16 protein-coding genes and 2 pseudogenes are annotated in these 21,025 nt (G+C 69.7%); 13 read left to right on the top strand and 5 right to left on the bottom strand.

Annotated features, from left to right (window positions below):
* Positions 1-25 precede the first annotated feature (25 nt).
* From ACWD0Y_RS00330 to ACWD0Y_RS00315, 4 genes are all read right to left on the bottom strand, one after another.
* The gene (locus ACWD0Y_RS00330; protein ID WP_450258252.1) at positions 26-439 is read right to left on the bottom strand and encodes a hypothetical protein; all 414 of its coding nucleotides are present in this window, start codon (positions 437-439) and stop codon (positions 26-28) included.
* The gene (locus ACWD0Y_RS00325; RefSeq protein ID WP_450258338.1) at positions 436-2,541 is read right to left on the bottom strand and encodes an integrase; all 2,106 of its coding nucleotides are present in this window, start codon (positions 2,539-2,541) and stop codon (positions 436-438) included. The genes ACWD0Y_RS00330 and ACWD0Y_RS00325 overlap by 4 nt, the downstream gene beginning before the upstream one ends.
* 38 nt (positions 2,542-2,579) lie before the next feature.
* Positions 2,580-4,241 carry a hypothetical protein gene (locus ACWD0Y_RS00320; RefSeq protein WP_450258251.1) on the bottom strand — a complete coding sequence of 554 codons (1,662 nt, stop codon included), beginning with the start codon at positions 4,239-4,241 and terminating at the stop codon, positions 2,580-2,582.
* Positions 4,242-4,318: 77 nt separating this feature from the next.
* A complete protein-coding gene (locus ACWD0Y_RS00315) occupies positions 4,319-5,848 on the bottom strand; it encodes an integrase (protein WP_450258337.1) in 1,530 nt (509 codons plus the stop codon).
* A gap of 50 nt (positions 5,849-5,898) precedes the next feature.
* Here ACWD0Y_RS00315 and ACWD0Y_RS00310 point away from each other — a divergent pair.
* The 4 genes and pseudogenes from ACWD0Y_RS00310 to ACWD0Y_RS00295 form a co-directional block, all read left to right on the top strand.
* Positions 5,899-7,365 (top strand): annotated as a pseudogene (locus tag ACWD0Y_RS00310) (YifB family Mg chelatase-like AAA ATPase); the annotation flags it as partial.
* Positions 7,362-8,606 (top strand): DNA-processing protein DprA, encoded by a 1,245-nt coding sequence (dprA, locus tag ACWD0Y_RS00305; protein WP_450258250.1) that lies wholly within the window; start codon positions 7,362-7,364, stop codon positions 8,604-8,606. The pseudogene ACWD0Y_RS00310 and the gene dprA, both read left to right, overlap by 4 nt.
* Before the next feature lie 241 nt (positions 8,607-8,847).
* Entirely contained in the window at positions 8,848-9,684 is an 837-nt protein-coding gene (gene whiG, locus ACWD0Y_RS00300) for an RNA polymerase sigma factor WhiG (protein ID WP_450258249.1), read from the top strand.
* 95 nt (positions 9,685-9,779) lie between these two features.
* On the top strand, positions 9,780-10,340 hold the full coding sequence (locus ACWD0Y_RS00295) for a TetR/AcrR family transcriptional regulator (protein ID WP_450258336.1): 561 nt from the start codon (positions 9,780-9,782) through the stop codon (positions 10,338-10,340).
* Positions 10,341-10,575: 235 nt separating this feature from the next.
* On the opposite strand, the pseudogene ACWD0Y_RS00290 reads toward ACWD0Y_RS00295, so the two are convergent.
* Positions 10,576-10,980: pseudogene (locus ACWD0Y_RS00290) on the bottom strand (murein hydrolase activator EnvC family protein); the annotation flags it as partial.
* 287 nt (positions 10,981-11,267) lie between these two features.
* Here ACWD0Y_RS00290 and rpsB point away from each other — a divergent pair.
* The 9 genes from rpsB to ACWD0Y_RS00245 all read left to right on the top strand — a co-directional run bounded on the left by rpsB (position 11,268) and on the right by ACWD0Y_RS00245 (position 20,986).
* Complete coding sequence (gene rpsB, locus ACWD0Y_RS00285) at positions 11,268-12,188, top strand: 30S ribosomal protein S2 (protein WP_450258248.1); 921 nt, start codon at positions 11,268-11,270, stop codon at positions 12,186-12,188.
* 101 nt (positions 12,189-12,289) lie between these two features.
* Positions 12,290-13,126: a translation elongation factor Ts gene (tsf, locus tag ACWD0Y_RS00280; RefSeq protein WP_093798794.1), complete on the top strand. Its 837-nt coding sequence runs from the start codon at positions 12,290-12,292 to the stop codon at positions 13,124-13,126.
* 156 nt (positions 13,127-13,282) lie between these two features.
* Complete coding sequence (gene pyrH, locus ACWD0Y_RS00275) at positions 13,283-14,038, top strand: UMP kinase (protein ID WP_093798793.1); 756 nt, start codon at positions 13,283-13,285, stop codon at positions 14,036-14,038.
* Positions 14,039-14,164: 126 nt separating this feature from the next.
* Complete coding sequence (frr, locus tag ACWD0Y_RS00270) at positions 14,165-14,722, top strand: ribosome recycling factor (protein ID WP_093798792.1); 558 nt, start codon at positions 14,165-14,167, stop codon at positions 14,720-14,722.
* Positions 14,722-15,720 carry a phosphatidate cytidylyltransferase gene (locus tag ACWD0Y_RS00265; protein ID WP_450258247.1) on the top strand — a complete coding sequence of 333 codons (999 nt, stop codon included), beginning with the start codon at positions 14,722-14,724 and terminating at the stop codon, positions 15,718-15,720. The genes frr and ACWD0Y_RS00265 overlap by 1 nt, the downstream gene beginning before the upstream one ends.
* A gap of 79 nt (positions 15,721-15,799) precedes the next feature.
* Positions 15,800-16,906: a 23S rRNA (adenine(2503)-C(2))-methyltransferase RlmN gene (gene rlmN / locus ACWD0Y_RS00260; RefSeq protein WP_093803280.1), complete on the top strand. Its 1,107-nt coding sequence runs from the start codon at positions 15,800-15,802 to the stop codon at positions 16,904-16,906.
* 217 nt (positions 16,907-17,123) lie between these two features.
* On the top strand, positions 17,124-18,227 hold the full coding sequence (locus ACWD0Y_RS00255; RefSeq protein ID WP_450258246.1) for a thiamine ABC transporter substrate-binding protein: 1,104 nt from the start codon (positions 17,124-17,126) through the stop codon (positions 18,225-18,227).
* A gap of 38 nt (positions 18,228-18,265) precedes the next feature.
* On the top strand, positions 18,266-19,885 hold the full coding sequence (locus ACWD0Y_RS00250; RefSeq protein ID WP_450258335.1) for an ABC transporter permease: 1,620 nt from the start codon (positions 18,266-18,268) through the stop codon (positions 19,883-19,885).
* Positions 19,886-20,986, top strand: a complete 1,101-nt coding sequence (locus ACWD0Y_RS00245) for an ABC transporter ATP-binding protein (protein ID WP_450258245.1) — start codon at positions 19,886-19,888, stop codon at positions 20,984-20,986. It begins immediately after the preceding gene.
* The last annotated feature ends 39 nt before the right edge of the window (positions 20,987-21,025 follow it).

Below are 21,025 nucleotides of genomic sequence, written 5' to 3'. Positions count from 1 at the left end.
CAAGAAATGCCCGCAGGGCAGGGGCTCAGCGGGTGGGCGGAGGGAACGGGATCACATTGTCCGGTGCTGGGACAGGTCCTGTCGGCGCGTCCTGCCTCTGGGTGGTGAGAACCGCGCTGGCGAGAGTCAGACTGGTCACCAGTTGGCGGAGCTCTGTGATCTCGGCCCGCTGGTTCGCGACGGTTTCTTTGAGCTTGGCCACGGTTGCCCGCAGTTGCTTCTCCGTCTCCGGGACCTGCGCTGTCTCCTTGCGGACACGCTCATGAAACTCGTTCTTCAGGTCCGCGTGCCGCTTGTAGAGGGCCATGCGGTGGATGCCGGACTCGGCGGCGAGGGCGGCGGCGGTGAGGCTGCCGTTGGAGGCGGTGGCCTTCCCGGCCAGCAGCCGGTCCATGGCTTCGCGGATGTGAGTGCGTTCGTCCTGGTGCTGCTGGCTCATGTCAGTGCCTCGGCGGTCTGGGCGGTGGCGTCATGGGCGTCGGCCATCTTGCGGAGGTTGTCGGCATTGCGGCCCAGCCGTTGGGCAAGCTTCTCCGGGACGACGACGGCCTTGCGGTCGATCTCGTCGGCCTGATCCCTCATTTGAAGTGCGTGGGTGTCGGTGCGGACGGTGTTGCCGCAGCCTTGCTGGCAGGCGTACTGCCGCGGCGCCGTTGCGCCCGGATCGGGCTCGCAGAGCGCGTTGTCCCGCTTGAATGCGCAGATCAGGAACGCGTCCGGGTTGTCATAGAGCACGACGCCGTCCCGGGCGAGGAAGACCGCGGCCTTCTTTGCGAACGTCGTGGGGACGATCCGGCCCTCGAACCGCGGGGTCGTCGCCGCAGCGGTCAGGGCCCGGCGGGCGGCCGGGCCCGAGACCTTCTCCCCAGCAGCGACACGGTCGCGAAGGTGGGCGGCGGTGTCCGCGGCGGCCAGAGCGGTCTCGACATCGAGAACGCTGTGCATTCCGCGGCGGCTTCGCGAGGCGTAGCCGCTGGAGGTGCGGGCATCTAGGACCGTGCGCATGTGCCCGTATTGAATGGCGAGCGCGATCAGCCCGCCCGGACGGCGGGCGATGTGCCAGGCCAGGCTCCGCCTGAACCGAGACATTCCGATCGCACCGTGTGGATCCTCGGGGATCACCTGGTCGGGCAGGCCCTGGGCCTGTGCCTCGTGGTTCGCCCACTTCACGAAGCCCTCGATCCGCTGCCGCAAGCCAGAACTCTTCAATGTGCCGTGATGGCCGCGCTGGTGCGTGAAGTCGTGGTGGACGGCACTGAAGAGGAGCTCGCCCTGTGGGACCATGCGCTCCAGGACGCGAATGGCACGGACAACCGGTGTGATGGCCACCCAGGGGACTTCACGTTCCTCGCCCGCAGAAACGTGGTTTCCGTCGTCGTCAGTGACGTTCTTGAAGTGGTGACCGCGGATCAAGTGTCGTCCGGGTGTGCCGTCGGCTCCGGGTTCGGGGTCAGGGCAGCAGCCGGACCGTAGAGCCCGTACTTCTTGGGGGCGCATCCCCGTCAGGTAGAGGCAGATGATCATCGCGGCAGTTCCCAGGTGCCGCATCAGTGAGGCCACCTCCGTGAAGTCCATGTGGTCGCGCCACGGCTTCCCGTTCATGCGTGCAGTGACCGATATCTGCATGGGGCATGGGCCCGGCCGTTCTTTGGCCAGCGCGGTAAGTCCGTGCTTTTGCGTGAACCTATCCACTTGGGACAGGCCGGCGCCGGTGGTGGCAGCGATGAACGTTCGGGCCGGTTTGATCGTGCCTTGATGTTGCAGGGTCGGAAGCGGGGCCGCGCTGGTGACGAGGGGCATGAGAAACGCGTTGAGCGCTGCCCGGCCAGCAGGGGAAGGAGCAGTAGCAGCTGCGAGCGCGTTCAGGCGCCTGTTCTCAGCCCACGCGGCTAGGACGTCGTCGGCGAAGAATTCGACCATCCGTATGGCCCACACCAGCAGCGGCCCGATGACCTGCGGATCAAGGGGCTCAGTTGTGTTCTCCACTCCGTGAGCTGTGGCATTGGACGAAGGAAGATAATCATCGATGCCGTGTATGTCCCACGGGGGGCGTGCGAGTCCTGAAGGGTGCGCGGCGAGCTGGTCGAAGGCCCAAAGGGCGGACAGCTGGCCGAGTACTCTCTCGGCGCGAGAGCGACTCCTGCCGACGCGCCAGCGTTCGGCCGCGTAACGGGACCACACGTCGGCTGTGCAGTCAGCAAGATCCCTGACTCCCTGCTTGTGCAGCCACCGGGCCAGCCGCATCCACTCGCGGCAAGTCTCCTGCAGAACCCCAGGTGAGCGCCGACCGCGGGCACTCTGGCTGCGGGTCTGCAGGTAGGTGGCCCGCAATTGCCCATTGACCATGACCCAAGCGGCCAGTTTGATCTGGCCGCGAAGCTCCTCGGGACAGTTCTTCCAGAAGATGTGCCCGACCGCTGTAGTGGGGTTGTCGATGAGCGGGCCAAGCGACCAGATGAGCTGCTCATAGCGGGAGCTGGGATGCGAGTTGCCAGGGCGTATCCAACGAGGCAGCACAACAGGACTGTCGGCAGCGGGCATCGGGAGCGCGAACAGGTCATCCTCGATAGCGGGAGTAGTCACGGTGCGAGACTCCCGTCCAGCAGAAGGCCAATAAGAGCGCGGTCGGCGTTGGTAACACGGTCCAGCGCGGCCCTCCAGGCGGCTGTGCCGATCTTCTTCTCGTGCCGCAGGTCCTCCAGCCGCAGCAAGTGATCACGCCAACGCTCGTCCCAGACGGAGTCCGGCAGGACGGACCGCAGGCTCTGTAGCCTCTGATGGAGGTGGGCCAACTTGGGGTGATGGCCGGGATGAACGTGAGCGTTGCGGCAGCCCAGGCAGAGCAGGTAGTCCGCTCCGCATCCTCCGGCCAAGGCTGGCCATGGACTGGTGCTCTCATCCTCGCAGTCCGCCACCGCCGTCTCCTGATGCTGAGGATCAGGAGTTTGGCTGAGACGACCGGAGAACACGGCTTCGCGGGCCTGATCTAGGGCTTCCTGGGCGCCGTCCTCGATGACCCCCTGCGCGGCTTGCTGGACGTGCTTGTCGGGCAGGACGTAGACGCTCTCATGAGTGCTCCGGGAGTGCTGCAGGGGACGGCGTTCACGCGTCACCGTCGTCCTTCGTGTTCGTTGGAACGGAGAGCCTCCCAGCTGGTGGCTGATTGCCCAGTGCTTCACGTCATCGTCGGAAACACCGAAGACAAGCGGGTCGACGGGTTGCGGGCGGTCCAAGTTCCGATGTTCGACGAGCCCACGCCGCCAAGCACGCGCAACCATCAGCAAGCCGAGTCCTGGCGCCAGGCGGGCCTCCAGTGCCCGGCCATGCGCCGTCGCCTCCAGCGCCTGGGAAATCAGCCGACCAGGAGAGTCAGCTCCAGAGTCCGTGATGTTCTCCGTGGAGAACCAGCGCCCGCGGCCTGTCCGACGCTTCTCGATCTGGACCTGATAGGTCAGCGCGGTCGTCTCCCCGACCGATGGTGCTCTCGTCGGAGTCGGCAGGCGGTCGTAGACCGAAAGGTTCCACCCAAAACGATCGGTCAGCAGCACCGCCAGCGCGGTCAATTCCTGCCGCGACAGAAAGAGTCGCCCCCATGTGCGCTCCGGCCCGGAGCCACCCAGCAGCCGACGGTTCGTCACCACAACCTGGCTGCTGGGCAGAACAGTGCGGGGAACATCGCCAGTGAGCGCGAGGTGGTCCAGGACCTGGCCGATGCGCCACTCGACGGTGCCCTCAGACATCGCCCCGGACTGCCACCGCTCCAGCAACTCAGTGTTCTCACGGATGCGCAGCCACGCCGCCCGGAACTGCCGCTGCGCTGCCAGCGATACCCGCTCCCGGTCCGTTTCCTTGTAGGACTGCTTACTCCGTTGGGGCCCGGGGATGCGGCGGGCCAGCTCCTCTGCTGCCGGGCCACTGTGCAGCCGACGATCGCACCGCAGCAGAGCACGGACCGTAAACAATGTGGACCTGCCGTTGTTGGAGCCGACGTGCTGCGCGCGCCAGCGCTTGAACATAGCGGCGGACAGCTCGTCAAGATCTGATGGTGTCTGCTCCAGCCCGGACAGGAACCTGGTGAACATCAGCAACCTGTACCAATTGTTGCCCGCTGTGCGGTGACTGGTCCAATTGCGGGACTGCACCGCGAAGGCAGTGGCCAGCGACCTCTGCATCGGTTCGGGGGCCGACAGTTCGGCGAAGTCGTACTCCTTCTTGTAGCCGGCCTTGTTGACCACGGTCACCACCAGCCCGTCTGGGGGCAGGGGCGGCTCGGTGCGGTGATCGGCCGGCGGCAGGACGGCCTTCCGCCCCCGCCGGCTCACGACGCAGCCTCGAGGAGGGTGTCGATGTCCTGGATGCCCACTGTCTCTCGGGCCAGCCGGGCGAACACGCCGTTCAAATCTTCGACGTCCTCCCCCTCGGCATTCGTCTCTGCGGCAGCGAGGATCGACTCCAGTTGAAGGTGGGAGACGGGTGCGAGGTAGTGCCGTTTCGTCGTCTCCACGTCCGCATGCCGCAACAACGTCATCACCAGCCACCATGGGTCGCCGAACAGATGGGCGAAGTCCCGCCGGTCGTCTTTGGTGAGCCCGTAGCGTGACTCGAACAGCTCGTTCAGCAGGATCAACATGTAGAGCGCGAACGAGTGCCGGCATGAGTGCGGGGTGGCATACGGGGTCTTGCCGCGCACGTCCGCCAGCCGGAACGCCCGCCCGACCTTCCGCTCCTCGTTGGTGAGCAGGACCTCCTCGCAGCGCAGGTTCGCCATCCTGAACACGCCGTTCCACCGGTCCGGAGCCATAGGCAGGCCCTGCTCGGTTAGCCACAACCACGCTGGCTCCGGCCCGTCCGGTCCCTCCAGGAACAGCCACTGGCGCTCACGCCAGTCCAGGCGGCTGAGTTCGTGCCCGCCGACGACGCCGTCACGGTCCACCCACTCGACCTTCGGCTTCAGGCCGCTCGTCACCTTCGTGATCAGCCGCATCACGTGCAGACGCTCGTAACGGCCCGCCGCCTGAGCACGCTGCACCGCCCACGCCCGCTCGGATTCCACGTAGGCCTCAACCTGGCCAACCGCGTCCACCGACGCGTAGAAGGTCCCCGAGTTCTTGGACCTCGTTGCCGCGCCGGCGATGCGGCCGTGCAAGTAGCGGCCGTAGCGCAGGCGCTGGGTCGGTAGCTCGAACGTCAGCAGCGAACCGCCCTCCTGCCGCCGCAGACCCGAGCTCAACAGCAACTGCACGAAACTGGTGTTGCGCAGCTCCGTCCGTGATTCCCAACCCGGCGCCGTTATGCCAGCCCGAGTGTGGCCACGCAACCCGATGTCCATCCACAAGACCCAGGTCCGCGGCGTCATCCACGACACCCGCGTGCTAACTGAGTCCGCAGCACGGTCCTCCCGTCGCGAGACATCCACCGGCAGCGGGGAGACCTTGCCCCACTTGAACAGCTTCGTGAACGCGGTGGCTTCACGATCCCACTTCGTCCCGCTGATCCGGCCAGGATTCTCCGGGGTGTCGCACCGCCAGTGCCGGTAGTCCGCCAGATCCTGTGGCGTCGCTTCCTGCCACGACAGCCGACGCGAAGACAGAAAATTCAGCAGCAGCCGGTAATCCGTTCCGTAATTGCGCTTCGTTTCCCGTTCCAGACTGCGGAAGACCTCGGACCGTACGAAATCCAGGAAATGGCGGTCTACCGTGCCGTCCGGCCGTACGTAAACCGGATCCCCCGGTCTCAGCCCGATACGGGCCACCGCCCCAGGCAGGTCCTGTACCCCCAGGACACCTTCCGCTGGCGGCGTTCCCCACCGCCCTGGATCCGGTACCCACTCCACGTGCCACTCACTCAACTCGAGTCCCTCCCCGTTGCGCTTGAACACATCCAATCATCAGGGAAGCGGTCAATTCCGGCGCCGAGTGGCCGCAGAAGAAGCTCACGGTGGGGCTCAGCCCGGCCTCCGTGCCCAAAAGCGGCTCAGGGTTCGACCTGGCCGTCGCGGTCGCCGTGCTCGGGGCGGCGGAGCGTATCGACCCCAGGGAGATCGCCGACCTGGTGGTGATCGGGGAGCTGGGGCTGGACGGCAGGGTCCGGCCGGTGCGCGGCATCCTGCCGGCCGTCCTCGCCGCTGCCGAAGCCGGGTACGGCCAGGTCGTCGTGCCGGAACAGACGGCGGCGGAGGCCGCGTTGGTGCCGGGGGTCTCGGTCCTCGGCGTACGGAGCCTGCGTCAGCTCATCGCCGTGCTGACCGGAGCCGAGGTGCCCGAGGAGGAGCGGGCCGAGGAGGGGCGGCCCGACGCCATGCTTGCCGGGCTGATGGTGCCGGGCGCGGGGGTGGGCACCGGGCTGGCCGTCGGTGACCGTGAGGGCGGGGGCGACGGCGCCGACCTCGCGGACGTCGCGGGGCAGTACGCCGCGCGCACGGCCCTGGAGGTCGCTGCCGCCGGCGGCCATCACCTCCTGCTCCACGGGCCGCCGGGCGCCGGCAAGACGATGCTGGCGGAGCGGATGCCGGCCGTCCTGCCACCGCTGACCAGGCAGGAGTCTCTGGAGGTGACAGCGGTGCACTCGGTGGCGGGCATCCTGCCGCCGGGCGAGCCGCTGGTCAGGACGGCGCCGTACTGCGCCCCGCACCACTCCGCGACGATGCAGTCGCTCGTCGGAGGGGGCAACGGGCTGCCGAGGCCGGGGGCCGTGTCGCTCGCGCATCGCGGCATTCTCTTTCTGGACGAGGCGCCCGAGTTCAGCGGGCGGGCCCTGGACTCGTTGCGCCAGCCGCTGGAGTCGGGGCATGTGGTGGTGGCGCGCAGCGCGGGCGTGGTGCGGCTGCCCGCCCGCTTCCTGATGGTCCTGGCGGCCAACCCGTGCCCGTGCGGACGGCACACCCTGAACGGTTCGGGGTGCGAGTGCCCGCCGTCGGCGATCCGCAAGTACCAGGCGCGGCTGTCGGGACCGCTGCTCGACCGGGTCGACCTGCGGGTCGGGGTGGCGCCGGTGCAACGCGCCGACCTGCTGGGCCGGGGTGGGCGCGGTGAGCCGACGGCGGTGGTCGCGGGGCGCGTACGAGAAGCACGGGCGCGGGCGGCGGCGCGGCTGGAGGGCACCCCGTGGAACACCAACAGCGATGTGCCGGGGCATGAACTGCGTACGCGCTGGCAGCCCGCGCCCGGAGCCCTCGACGCGGCCGAACGGGACATGGAACGCGGACTGCTGACGGCCCGTGGCCTCGACCGGGTGCTGCGTGTCGCCTGGACCGTCGCCGACCTGGCGGGCTGCGACCGGCCCGACGGCCGCCACGTCGACCTGGCGCTGGAATTGCGGACCGGCATCGCACGGGGCGCTCCTGCGCTGATCGGAGGCGCGGGATGAGCGGAACGGTGAGCGGGGGAGCGGGCGGAGGGGCGGTCGACGGAGTGGTCGACGGCTCGGGCGAGGGGCTGCGGGAGGGAGAGCGCGAGAGGGAACGACTGGCCAGGGCGGCGCTGACCCGGGTCATCGAGCCCGGGGACGAGACCGGTGGGCGGTGGCTGCGGGAGTGCGGCGCGGTGGAGCTGATGCGCAGGCTCACCTCACTGGAATTCGACGAAGCGGCCGAGGTGCTGACCGGCGTGACGGGCAAGCGGCTCGGCGGTTACCGGATGCGGGCGGCGGAGACCGACCCCGCGCGGGATCTGGCGGCGGTGGCCGCGGTCGGAGGGCGTTTCGTCTGCCCCGGTGACGAGGAGTGGCCCGGGCAGCTCGACGACCTGGGGGACGGCAGGCCGGTCGGGCTGTGGGTACGGGGACGGCCGCATCTGCGGATGTGGGCGCTGCGGTCCGTCGCCGTCGTCGGAGCCCGGGCCTGCACGTCGTACGGGGCGCACATGGCGGCCTCCCTCGGCACCGGGCTCGCGGAGCGCGGCTGGGTCGTGGTGTCCGGGGCCGCGTTCGGGGTCGACGGCGCTGCCCACCGGGGGGTGCTGGCCGCGGGCGGGGCCACCGTCGCGGTGCTGGCCTGCGGGGTCGACGTGGTCTACCCGCGCGGACACGCGGAGTTGATCGGACGCATCGCGGAACAGGGACTGGTGATCGGCGAGTTGCCGCCCGGCAGCCATCCCACGCAGAGCCGGTTCGTCCTCAGGAACCGGGTGATCGCCGCCCTCACCCGGGGCACGGTCGTCGTGGAGGCGGAGTACCGCAGCGGCTCGCTGGTCACGGCGCGCAGCGCGCAGCGGCTCGGACGCTTCACGATGGGCGTGCCGGGCCCCGCCACCAGCGGCCTCTCGGCGGGGGTGCACGAACTTCTCAGGGGCGAGGGCGTGCTGGTCACCGATGCCGCGGAAGTGGTGGAGCTGGTCGGGGGCATCGGCGATCTCGCCCCGGCGCGCCGGGGACCCGTACTGCCCAGGGACCTGCTGGACCCCGTCGCGGCACTGGTGCTGGAGTCGTTGCCGGCCCGCGGCTCCGTCGACGCGCGCCGCGTCGCCCGGGGCGCGGGCACCACCCCCGACGACGCACTCGGCAAGCTGTACGAACTGCACTCCTTGGGGTTCGTTGAACGCAAGGGTGACGGCTGGCAGTTGACGCCCGGATCCCCGCACCGCGCGAATGTGCGGCGAGGCGGTACTTGACCAGCGGCATTCGGGTGAAAGGGTGAGGGCGATGACCTTCCCAGCCCTCCTGGCAACCCCTCCGGGGCCGTCGTACACGGTGACGGCCCCGGGGCGGGACGTGTCCCGGAGCGTTCATCTGGAAGGGCGGCATCTCATATCCTGCGCGGACTGCGACACCTCAGTCACGCTACGCTCACGAGGGCCCCCACCCAGACGCACGATCCCCCAGACGTCACAGCAGAACGGCTCAAGGCAACGCATGCCCCAGCACACCTCCGGGTCTGACCGCGCGGCAGTGCCACCCGCGGCGCGTGGCAGCGTGCGGCCCACCGCACCCTCGTCGCTCGACGAGTTGTGGCGGTCGTACAAGACCACGGGCGACGAGCGGCTGCGGGAGCAGCTGATCCTGCACTACTCGCCGCTGGTGAAGTACGTCGCGGGGCGGGTGAGCGTCGGGCTGCCGCCCAATGTCGAGCAGGCCGACTTCGTCTCCTCCGGAGTCTTCGGGCTCATCGACGCCATCGAGAAGTTCGACATCGAGCGGTCCATCAAGTTCGAGACGTACGCGATCACACGGATCCGCGGCGCCATGATCGACGAACTGCGGGCCCTGGACTGGATCCCGCGTTCGGTGCGGCAGAAGGCCAAGGCGGTCGAACGCGCGTACGCGACGCTGGAGGCGCAGCTGCGCCGCACCCCCTCCGAGAGTGAAGTCGCCTCGGAGATGGGCATCGTCCTGGAAGAACTCCACGCCGTCTTCAGCCAGTTGTCGCTGGCGAACGTCGTCGCCCTGGAAGAGCTGCTGCACGCGGGGGGCGAGGGCGGCGACCGGCTGAGTCTCATGGACACGCTGGAGGACACCCACGCCGACAACCCGGTCGAGGTCGCCGAGGACCGGGAACTGCGCCGGCTGCTGGCCCGCGCCATCAACACGCTGCCCGACCGCGAGAAGACCGTGGTCACGCTGTACTACTACGAAGGCCTCACCCTCGCGGAGATCGGCAACGTGCTGGGGGTCACCGAGAGCCGGGTCAGCCAGATCCACACCAAATCGGTGCTCCAGCTGAGGGCGAAGCTGGCCGACGCCGGGCGTTGACGCGGTTGCTGAATCGTGCCTGCCGCACCGGCAGCGTCGTCATGGCGGCGGCTCATCCGTAGAGTGGGACCGTGCCAAGGATTCGAGCGGCCTCGGTGGCCGAGCACCGGACGATGCAGCGCGGCGCCCTGCTGGACGCCGCCCGCTCCCTGCTGTCGGAAGGCGGCACGGAAGCGCTGACCTTCCCCGCCCTCGCCGAGCGCACCGGTCTCGCCCGGTCGTCCGTGTACGAGTACTTCCGTTCGCGCGCCTCCGTCGTCGAAGAGCTGTGCGCCGTCGACTTCCCGGTCTGGGCCGCCGAGGTCGAGAGCGCCATGGAGCGGGCCGGCACCCCGGCGGGCAAGGTCGAGGCGTACGTGCGCGCACAGCTGCTCCTGGTCGGCGACCGGCGCCACCGCGCCGTCGTCGCGATCTCCGCGAGCGAGCTCGACGCCGGTGCGCGCGAGAAGATCCGCGCCGCGCACGGAGGTCTGGTGACGATGATCGTCGAGGCGATCGGCGAACTGGGACACGAGCAGCCCCGGCTGGCGGCGATGATGCTCCAGGGCGTCGTCGACGCCGCGGTCCGGCGCATCGAGCTCGGTGCGGCGGAGGACCCGGACGTGATCGCGGACTCGGCCGTCGCGATGGCGCTGCACGGCGTCCAGGGCGGCTGACCGGCTCCATGGCGCGGTGCGCCCACAGCGCCGTCACGGCCAGGACCGCCGCATGGAAGCCGTCGGGTGTGCCCGCCACGGCGGGTACGGGCACCGGCGGACCCACCGGCACGCCGAAGACCGGCAGCAGGCGCGGCGGGCCGCGGCGGAGCAGGTGGCGCGGGAGCAGCGTCAGCGGATCGAGGTAGGCCTCGCCGCGGCGCAGGCCCCAGTGCAGACAGCCGGACGGGCAGTGGAACGGACCGCTCTGCAGTACGCCCACCACTTGCCCGGCCCTCACCTCGTCGCCCTTGCCGACCAGCGCGCGCACCGGTTCGTACGTCGTCCGCAGCGGCGGTCCGCCCGTACCCGCCAGGGCGATGGACAGCACTCCGCGTCCGGCGACCGGGCCCGCGAAGGAGACCCGGCCCGAGGCCGCCGCCCGTACGGGTGCACCCGGCGCGGCGGCCAGATCCACGCCGCGGTGCCCCGCCGCGTACGGCGACGGGGGCGGCTCCCAGCCCCGTACGACCAGCGGACGCCCGTCCACGGGCCAGGCCGCGTCGGGGATCGCGCCGGCGTCGGCGGCCGAGGCCTGGGCGGGGCCGCCGAAAAGCGCGGCCAGGAACACCAGCACCGGCACCTGCACCTGCACAGTCATTCGTCGCATGCGGAAACCGTCACGCACCGGACCGGTTCGTGGGGATCATGGCCCGGATCTGTGGACCGCCGGCCGGTTGTGGACATCGCCGTCACCCGGCACCGTGCAGGTCCCGTACACTTCTTGTGGCGATCCGGGTCACCGGGTCGACTTCGCACGCCCCGCCACCACCCACTTCGCGGTCGGTGGCCGCGCCGCTCGGTCCCTCGTGGCACGGCGCATCGGGGCGTCAGGCGCGACAGCAATCCTGCGGTCGCGGCAAACCGAGAAACCCAAGGAGTACGGCCATGGCCGTCGTCACGATGCGGGAGCTGCTGGAAAGCGGCGTCCACTTCGGTCACCAGACCCGTCGTTGGAACCCGAAGATGAAGCGCTTCATCTTCACGGAGCGCAACGGCATCTACATCATCGACCTGCTCCAGTCGCTGTCGTACATCGACCGCGCCTACGAGTTCGTCAAGCAGACCGTCGCCCACGGCGGCTCCATCATGTTCGTGGGTACGAAGAAGCAGGCGCAGGAGGCCATCGCCGAGCAGGCGACGCGCGTCGGCATGCCCTACGTCAACCAGCGCTGGCTCGGCGGCATGCTGACCAACTTCTCCACCGTCTACAAGCGCCTTCAGCGTCTGAAGGAGCTCGAGCAGATCGACTTCGAGGATGTGGCCGCGTCCGGCCTCACCAAGAAGGAGCTCCTGGTCCTCTCCCGCGAGAAGGCCAAGCTGGAGAAGACCCTCGGTGGTATCCGCGAGATGTCCAAGGTGCCCAGCGCCGTCTGGATCGTGGACACCAAGAAGGAGCACATCGCCGTCGGTGAGGCGCGCAAGCTCCACATCCCGGTCGTCGCGATCCTCGACACCAACTGTGACCCCGACGAGGTCGACTACAAGATCCCGGGCAACGACGACGCGATCCGCTCCGTCACCCTGCTCACCCGCGTGATCGCCGACGCCGTCGCCGAGGGCCTCATCGCCCGTTCCGGCGCCGCCACCGGCGACTCCAAGCCGGGCGAGAAGGCCGCCGGCGAGCCGCTCGCCGAGTGGGAGCGCGACCTGCTCGAGGGCGACAAGAAGGCTGACGAGGCCGCTCCGGCCGCCGACGCCGACGCCGACGCCGAGGCCCCGGCCGCCGCCGAGGCCGAGGAGAAGCCCGCCGACGCCGAGAAGGCCGACGAGGCTGCCGCTCCGGCCGCCGAGGCCGAGCAGGCCTGACACCCGTCACGGTCGATGACGGCGGGGGAGGGCGCGACGAGCGCCCGCCCCCGCCGCCACCCGTAGATCTTCGCTCCGACTTCGAGAGAGATTCACAAATCATGGCGAACTACACCGCCGCGGACGTCAAGAAGCTCCGTGAGCTCACCGGCGCCGGCATGATGGACTGCAAGAAGGCGCTCGACGAGGCCGACGGCAACGTCGACAAGGCCGTGGAGGCCCTCCGTATCAAGGGTCAGAAGGGCGTCGCCAAGCGCGAAGGCCGTTCTGCCGAGAACGGTGCCGTCGTTTCCCTCATCTCCGAGGACAAGACCTCCGGCGTCCTGCTCGAGCTGAAGTGCGAGACGGACTTCGTCGCCAAGGGTGACAAGTTCCAGGCCGTCGCCAACGCGCTCGCCGCCCACGTCGCCAAGACGTCCCCGGCCGACCTCCAGGCGCTGCTCGCGTCCGAGATCGAGCCCGGCAAGACCGTCCAGGCGTACGTCGACGAGGCCAACGCCAACCTCGGCGAGAAGATCGTCCTGGACCGCTTCGCGCAGTTCAACGGCGCCTACGTGACCTCGTACATGCACCGCACCATGCCCGACCTGCCGCCGCAGATCGGTGTCCTGGTCGAGCTGGACAAGGAAGACGCCGAGCTCGCCCGCGGCATCGCGCAGCACATCGCCGCCTTCGCGCCGAAGTACCTCGACCGCGACGAGGTCCCGGCCGAGGTCGTCGAGGCCGAGCGCCGCGTCGCCGAGGAGACCACGCGCGCCGAGGGCAAGCCCGAGGCCGCCCTCCCGAAGATCGTCGAGGGTCGCGTGAACGGCTTCTTCAAGGAGGCCACGCTCCTCGGCCAGCCGTACGCGCTGGACAACAAGAAGTCCGTCCAGAAGGTTCTGGACGAGGCCGGCGTCACCCTGAAGCGCTTCTCGCGCATCAAGGTCGGCATCTGAGTCCGTACGACGATTGACTGACGACCCGGTTAGGGTTTGACCAGTCGACCGCGTACGTACGGGCGACCGCAGATCTGACGAGGAGGCCATTGCCGCGCACGGGACTCAGTACCCCACCGGCAATGGCCTCCTTCGTATGTGCACTAGGAGATCTCCATGACAAGTACCCAGAAGAGCGAAGACGGCAAAGCGAACGGCCGTTTCATGCTGAAGCTGTCCGGCGAGGCGTTCGCCGGTGGCGGCGGCCTGGGTGTGGACCCCGACGTGGTGCACGCCATCGCCCGGGAGATCGCCGCTGTCGTACGTGACGGTGCCGAGATCGCGGTCGTCATCGGCGGCGGCAACTTCTTCCGTGGCGCAGAGCTCCAGCAGCGCGGCATGGACCGGGCCCGCTCCGACTACATGGGCATGCTCGGTACGGTCATGAACTGCCTCGCCCTCCAGGACTTCCTGGAGAAGGAGGGCATCGACTCCCGCGTCCAGACCGCCATCACCATGGGCCAGGTCGCGGAGCCGTACATCCCGCTGCGCGCCGTACGCCACCTGGAGAAGGGCCGCGTCGTCATCTTCGGCGCAGGCATGGGCATGCCGTACTTCTCCACGGACACCACCGCCGCGCAGCGCGCCCTGGAGATCGACGCCGAGGCCCTGCTCATGGGCAAGAACGGCGTGGACGGTGTCTACGACTCCGACCCCAAGAAGAACCCCGACGCGGTGAAGTTCGACGCGCTCGAGTACGGCGAGGTGCTCTCCCGCGACCTCAAGGTCGCCGACGCCACGGCCATCACCCTCTGCCGCGACAACGCGCTTCCGATCCTTGTCTTCGAACTGCTCGCCGAAGGCAATATCGCGCGCGCCGTCAAGGGTGAGAAGATCGGCACCCTCGTGAGTGCGCAGGGCACCCGGAACTGACCGGGTGGCCCCTGTGAGGGGATGGACAAAGCCCTGCCGGTCGGACACCGTGCAGGAGCAAGACGCGGGTTACTCCGGGCCTGAGTGCTGAGTGCCGGGCCCACTCAAGACATGCAGGAGCAAGTGGTGATCGAAGAAATCCTCCTCGAGGCCGAGGAAAAAATGGAGAAGGCCGTCGTGGTGGCCAAGGAGGACTTCGCCGCGATCCGCACGGGCCGTGCGCACCCGGCGATGTTCAACAAGATCGTGGCCGACTACTACGGCGCGCTGACGCCGATCAACCAGCTGGCCTCGTTCTCGGTGCCCGAGGCACGGATGGCGATCGTGACGCCGTTCGACAAGAGCGCGCTGCGCAACATCGAGCAGGCGATCCGCGACTCCGACCTGGGCGTCAACCCCAGCAACGACGGCAACATCATCCGGGTGACGTTCCCCGAGCTGACGCAGGACCGTCGCAAGGAGTACATCAAGGTCGCCAAGACCAAGGCCGAGGACTCCAAGATCTCGATCCGCGCCGTCCGCCGCAAGGCCAAGGAGACCCTCGACAAGCTCGTCAAGGACAAGGAGTCCGGCGAGGACGAGGTCCGCCGTGCGGAGAAGGAGCTCGACGACACCACCGCGAAGTACACCGCGCAGGTGGACGAGCTGCTCAAGCACAAGGAAGCCGAGCTGCTCGAGGTCTGATGAACGACTCTTCCTGGAGGGCCCCGGCGCGAGGCGAGTACGTCGGCGCGTGGGGTCCCTCCGACCAGGGGCCTGCCCCGGCGGGTCCCGCCCACGATGCGCATCAGGCCGAGCAGACTCGCCCCATGCCCATCGTTCCGCCCGAGGAGCCCATGCCCACCCCGCCGACGCCCCCGCAGAAGAAGCGTGCGGGACGTGATCTGCGTGCTGCCATAGGGGTGGGCGCGGGACTCGGCGCGGTGATCGTCGCGTCGCTGTTCGTCTGGAAAGCCGCCTTCATCGGCGTGATAGCGGTTGCCGTGGTGGTCGGGCTGTGGGAGCTGACCTCGCGGCTGGAAGAGCGCAAGGAGATCAAGGCCCCGCTGGTGCCGCTCGCGGTCGGCGGCACGGCGATGATCGTGGCGGGGTACGTCAGGGGGGCGGAGGGCACGTGGGTCGCCATGGCGCTCACCACGCTCGCGGTGCTCGTCTGGCGGATGACGGAGCCGCCCGACGGTTACCTCAAGGACGTCACGGCGGGTGTCTTCGCGGCGTTCTACGTGCCGTTCCTGGCGACGTTCGTGGCGATGATGCTGGCGGCCGACGACGGTGTGCAGCGGGTGATCACCTTCCTGCTGCTGACCGTGGTCAGCGACACCGGGGCGTACGCCGTGGGCTGGCGCTTCGGCAAGCGCAAGCTCGCACCGCGCATCAGTCCCGGGAAGACCCGGGAAGGACTGGGCGGCGCGATCGTCTTCGCGATGGCGGCGGGCGCGCTGTGCATGGAGTTCCTGGTGCACGGCGGGACGTGGTGGCAGGGGCTGCTGCTGGGTCTCGCGGTGGCCGCGAGTGCGACGCTCGGCGACCTCGGCGAGTCCATGATCAAGCGGGATCTCGGGATCAAGGACATGGGGACGCTGCTGCCGGGCCACGGCGGCATCATGGACCGGCTGGATTCGCTGCTGCCGACGGCTCCGGTGGTCTGGCTGCTGCTGGTGGTCTTCGTAGGCGCCGGCTGACCTGCGTTTTCTGCGTGAGGGGCCCGTCGTCCACAGAGGCGGCGGGTCCTTTCCGTATGTCTGCGACACTGGTATGACCATGCCTGTACCTGGAGAACTGACTTTCGTCGCGCCGCGTGGAGCCAAGAAGCCCCCGCTCCACCTCGCCGACCTCACGCCCGCCGAGCGCCGCGAGGCCGTGGCCGCGATCGGCGAGAAGCCGTTCCGCGCCAAGCAGCTGTCGCAGCACTACTTCGCGCGGTACGCGCACGACCCGGCCGAGTGGACCGACATCCCCGCCGGCTCGCGCGAGAAGCTCCGGGCGGAGCTGCTGCCCGAGCTGATGACCGTGCTGCGCCACATCAGCTGCGACGACGACACCACGCGCAAGACCCTGTGGAAGATGCACGACGGGACGCTCGTCGAGTCCGTCCTGATGCGTTACCCGGACCGGGTCACCATGTGCATCTCGTCGCAGGCCGGATGCGGCATGAACTGCCCGTTCTGCGCGACCGGACAGGCCGGGCTCGACCGCAACCTGTCGACCGCCGAGATCGTGCACCAGATCGTGGACGGCATGCGCGCGCTGCGCGACGGGGAGGTCCCCGGCGGCCCCGCGCGGCTGTCCAACATCGTCTTCATGGGCATGGGCGAGCCGCTCGCCAACTACAAGAGGGTCGTCGGCGCGATCCGCCGCCTGACCGACCCGGAGCCGGACGGCCTCGGGCTGTCGCAGCGCGGCATCACCGTGTCGACCGTGGGCCTGGTGCCGGCGATGCTGCGGTTCGCCGACGAGGGCTTCAAGTGCCGCCTCGCCGTCTCGCTGCACGCGCCCGACGACGAGCTGCGCGACACCCTGGTGCCGGTCAACACGCGCTGGAAGGTCCGGGAGGTGCTGGACGCGGCGTGGGAGTACGCCGAGAAGTCCGGCCGCCGCATCTCCATCGAGTACGCCCTGATCCGCGACATCAACGACCAGGCGTGGCGCGGTGACCTGCTGGGCCGCCTGCTCAAGGGCAAGCGGGTGCACGTCAACCTGATCCCGCTGAACCCGACCCCGGGCTCGAAGTGGACCGCCTCCCGTCCCGAGGACGAGAAGGCGTTCGTCGAGGCGATCGCGGCCCACGGCGTGCCCGTGACCGTACGGGACACCCGTGGCCAGGAGATCGACGGAGCGTGCGGGCAGCTGGCGGCCACCGAGCGATAGGGCTGTCAGAGGGCCCGTGTACCGTGGGCCGCACATCTTCATATTCCGACAGGGGAGCGCCACAGCGCTGAGAGTGCGGCACGCCGCAGACCCTCTGAACCTTGCCCAGGTCATTCTGGGTAGGAAGTTCGGTCACTACTCGAGCTGTTGCGCCCTGCCCGTTTTCCGCGGGCAGGGCCGCGTCTCTTCCTGGATGTCCCATCCCAGGAGGAATTCAGTGCACACCACCAAGAAGCTCGCGGTCACCGCCGTGGCCGCCGCGCTCGGTGTCTCCACGCTCGCCGCGTGCGGGGGCGGATCGGACGACTCCGGTTCCGGCGGGGGCGGCAAGGGCGGCGGATCCAAGACCGTGACGCTGGTCAGCCACGACTCGTTCAACGCCTCCGACGCCGTACTGAAGGCGTTCACCGAGGAGACCGGCTACACCGTCAAGGTTCTCAAGAGCGGGGACGCGGGCGCCGCCCTCAACCAGGAGATCCTGACCAAGGGCTCCCCGCGCGGCGACGTCTTCTTCGGCGTCGACAACACGCTGCTCTCGCGGGCCCTGGACAACGGCATCTTCACGCCGTACGAGGCCAAGGGGCTCGACGAGGTGCCGGCCGAACTCCGGCTCGACCGCGACAAGCACCGCGTCACGCCCGTCGACACCGGCGACATCTGCGTCAACTACGACAAGAAGTACTTCGCCGACAAGAAGCTCGCGCCGCCGAAGACCTTCGACGACCTGGTCGAGCCGGAGTACAAGAACCTCCTCGTCACCGAGAACGCCGCGACCTCCTCGCCCGGCCTCGGCTTCCTGCTGGGCACGGTCGGGCAGTACGGCGACGACGGCTGGCAGGACTACTGGAAGAAGCTGAAGGACAACGGCGTCAAGGTCGTGGACGGCTGGGAGCAGGCGTACAACGAGGAGTTCTCCGGCTCCGCGGGCGGCAGGAAGACCAAGGCCGACCGGCCGCTCGTCGTCTCGTACGCCTCCAGCCCGCCGGTGGAGGTGCTGTACGCGGAGCCGCAGCCCGAGGAGGCGCCGACCGGTGTCGCGACAGGCACCTGCTTCCGGCAGACCGAGTTCGCGGGGCTGCTGAACGGTGCGGAGAACGAGGAGGGCGGCAAGGCGCTCATCGACTTCCTCATCGGGAAGAAGTTCCAGGAGGACATGCCGCTGAACATGTTCGTGAACCCGGTGGTCGAGGACGCGAAGCTGCCGGAGCTGTTCACGGAGCACGGTGTGGTCGTCGACAAGCCGCAGACCGTGGCCCCCGACAGGATCGCCGACAACCGTGAGCAGTGGGTCAAGTCGTGGTCCTCGCTCGTCCTGAAGTAGCCAAGAACATGCGGGGGAGCGTGGTGCGGCTCGGCCTGATGGCCGCGCCCGTCGCGTTCTTCGCGGTCTTCTTCGCCTACCCCGTGACCGCGATCGTGGGGCGCGGGCTCCAGGTGGACGGCGTCTGGCGGCTCGGCCGGATCGGCGAGGTGCTCGCCGATCCGGCCATCCTCGACGTGCTGTGGTTCACCACCTGGCAGGCGCTCGCCTCGACGGCGCTGACCCTGCTGATCGCGCTTCCGGCGGCGTACGTCTTCGCCCGGCTCGACTTCCCCGGCAAGCAGCTGCTGCGCGCCGTGGTCACCGTGCCCTTCGTGCTGCCGACGGTCGTCGTCGGAACGGCGTTCCTGGCGCTGCTCGGGCGGGGCGGGCTGCTGGACGAGGTGTGGGGCGTACGGCTCGACACCAGCGTGTGGGCGATCCTGCTCGCGCACGTCTTCTTCAACTACGCGGTCGTCGTACGGACCGTGGGCGGCCTGTGGTCGCAGCTCGACCCGCGCCAGGAGGAGGCCGCGCGGGTCCTCGGGGCCGGGCGTTTCGCGGCCTGGCGGCGGGTGACGCTGCCGGCGCTCGTGCCCGCCGTCGCCGCCGCCGCGCTGATGGTCTTCCTCTTCACCTTCACCTCCTTCGGCGTCGTGCAGATCCTCGGCGGACCCGCCTACTCCACCCTGGAGGTGGAGATCTACCGGCAGACCGCGCAGCTCCTGGACCTGCCGACTGCCGCCGTGCTGACGCTGGTGCAGTTCGCGGCGGTGGGCGCGATCCTCGCCGTGCACGCGTGGACCGTACGGCGCAGGGAGAGCGCCCTGAAGCTCGTCGACGCGGCGCGGACCTCGCGGCCGCCGCGCGGCGCCGGGCAGTGGACGCTGCTGGGTGGCGTGCTGGCGACGGTGGTGCTCCTGGTCCTGGTGCCGCTCGGGGTGCTCGTCGAGCGGTCGCTGGACGGGCCGGACGGGTACGGGTTCGGCTACTACCGCGCCCTCCGGTCGACGGGTGCGAGCGGGGGCACCTTCCTCGTGCCGCCGCTGGAGGCGGTGTGGAACTCGCTGGAGTACGCCCTGGTGGCGACCGCCGTCGCGCTGGTCGTCGGCGGGCTCGCGGCGGCGGCCCTGACCCGGCGCGCCGGGCGGCTCGTGCGCGGCTTCGACGCGCTGCTGATGCTGCCGCTGGGCGTGTCGGCCGTGACGGTGGGCTTCGGTTTCCTCATCACGCTCGACCGGCCGCCGCTCGATCTGCGGACGTCGTGGATCCTGGTGCCGCTCGCCCAGGCGCTGGTGGGCGTCCCCTTCGTCGTACGCACCATGCTGCCCGTCCTGCGGGCGGTCGACGGGCGGCTGCGCGAGGCGGCGGCCGTGCTGGGGGCCTCGCCGCTGCGGGCGTGGCGGGAGGTCGACCTGCCGATGGTGCGGCGGGCGCTGCTCGTCGCCGCCGGGTTCGCCTTCGCCGTGTCGCTGGGCGAATTCGGGGCGACCGTCTTCATCGCGCGGCCCGACAACCCGACGCTGCCGGTGGCGGTGGCGCGGCTGCTCGGGCGGGCCGGGGACCTCAACTACGGGCAGGCGATGGCCCTGAGCACGATTCTGATGGTGGTGTGCGCGGTGTCGCTGCTGGTTCTCGAACGTGCGCGGCCCGACCGATCCGGATCCGGGGAGTTCTGAATGTTGCGGCTGGACGGGGCGACCGTGCGGTTCGGGAAGCGGGCGGCACTGGACGCCGTGGACCTGGAGGTCGCCGACCACGAGATCGTGTGCGTGCTCGGACCGAGCGGCAGTGGGAAGTCCACGCTGCTGCGGGTCGTCGCGGGCCTTCAGCCGGCGGACGCGGGGCGGGTGCTGCTCGACGGGCGCGACCAGCGCGGGGTGCCGGTGCACCGGCGCGGGGTCGGCCTGATGTTCCAGGACCACCAGCTCTTCCCGCAGCGCGACGTCGGCGGCAATGTCGCCTTCGGGCTGCGGATGCGGGGGGAAGGCAAGGCGGAACGGACCCGGCGGGTCGACGAGCTGCTGGAGATGGTCGGCCTGCCGGGCGCCGGGCGCCGGGCGGTCAGCACCCTGTCGGGCGGTGAACAGCAGCGGGTCGCGCTGGCGCGGGCGCTCGCTCCGCAGCCGAAGCTGCTGATGCTCGACGAGCCGCTGGGCCAGCTCGACCGCGGCCTGCGCGAACACCTCGTCGTCGAGCTGCGACAGCTCTTCGGGCGGCTGGGCACGACCGTACTGGCCGTCACGCACGACCAGGGCGAGGCCTTCGCGCTCGCCGACCGGGTGGTGGTCATGCGCGACGGGCGGATCGCGCAGGCCGGTACGCCGCTGGAGGTCTGGCAGCGGCCGGCCTCCGAGTTCGTCGCCCGCTTCCTCGGCTTCGACAACGTCGTCGCGGCGACGGTCGGCGGCGAGGCCGCCGACACGGTGTGGGGCAAGATCCCCGTCCCGGCCGGATCGGCGCAGGGCGAGAGCCGTCTGCTGGTCCGGCCGGCGGGCGTCAGGATGGTCCCGGCCACGGACGGGCTGCCCTGCACGGTCACGGCGCGCACCTTCCGGGGCAACCACGTCGCCGTACTGCTGCGGCCCGCGGGCGGGCCGCAGCTGGAGGCGGAGTGCACGCTGCGGGACGCGCCCGAGGAGGGGGCGCAGGTGGGCGTCGCCTTCGCCGCGGAGGACGTCGTGGTGCTGGAGCCCCTGGCGCCGGGTTCGTCAGATGACGACGACTCCCGGAGCGCCGGCGATCACGGCGGACCGCTCAGGACCGGTCGACGCGCCTGACCGCTCCACCGCCGGCGGACCCGGGTCCGGCACGGTGAC

This window comes from Streptomyces altiplanensis (assembly GCF_053591575.1).
The sequence above is the reverse complement of the archived record's forward strand: the minus strand, read 5'-3'. Positions and strand labels throughout refer to the sequence as shown.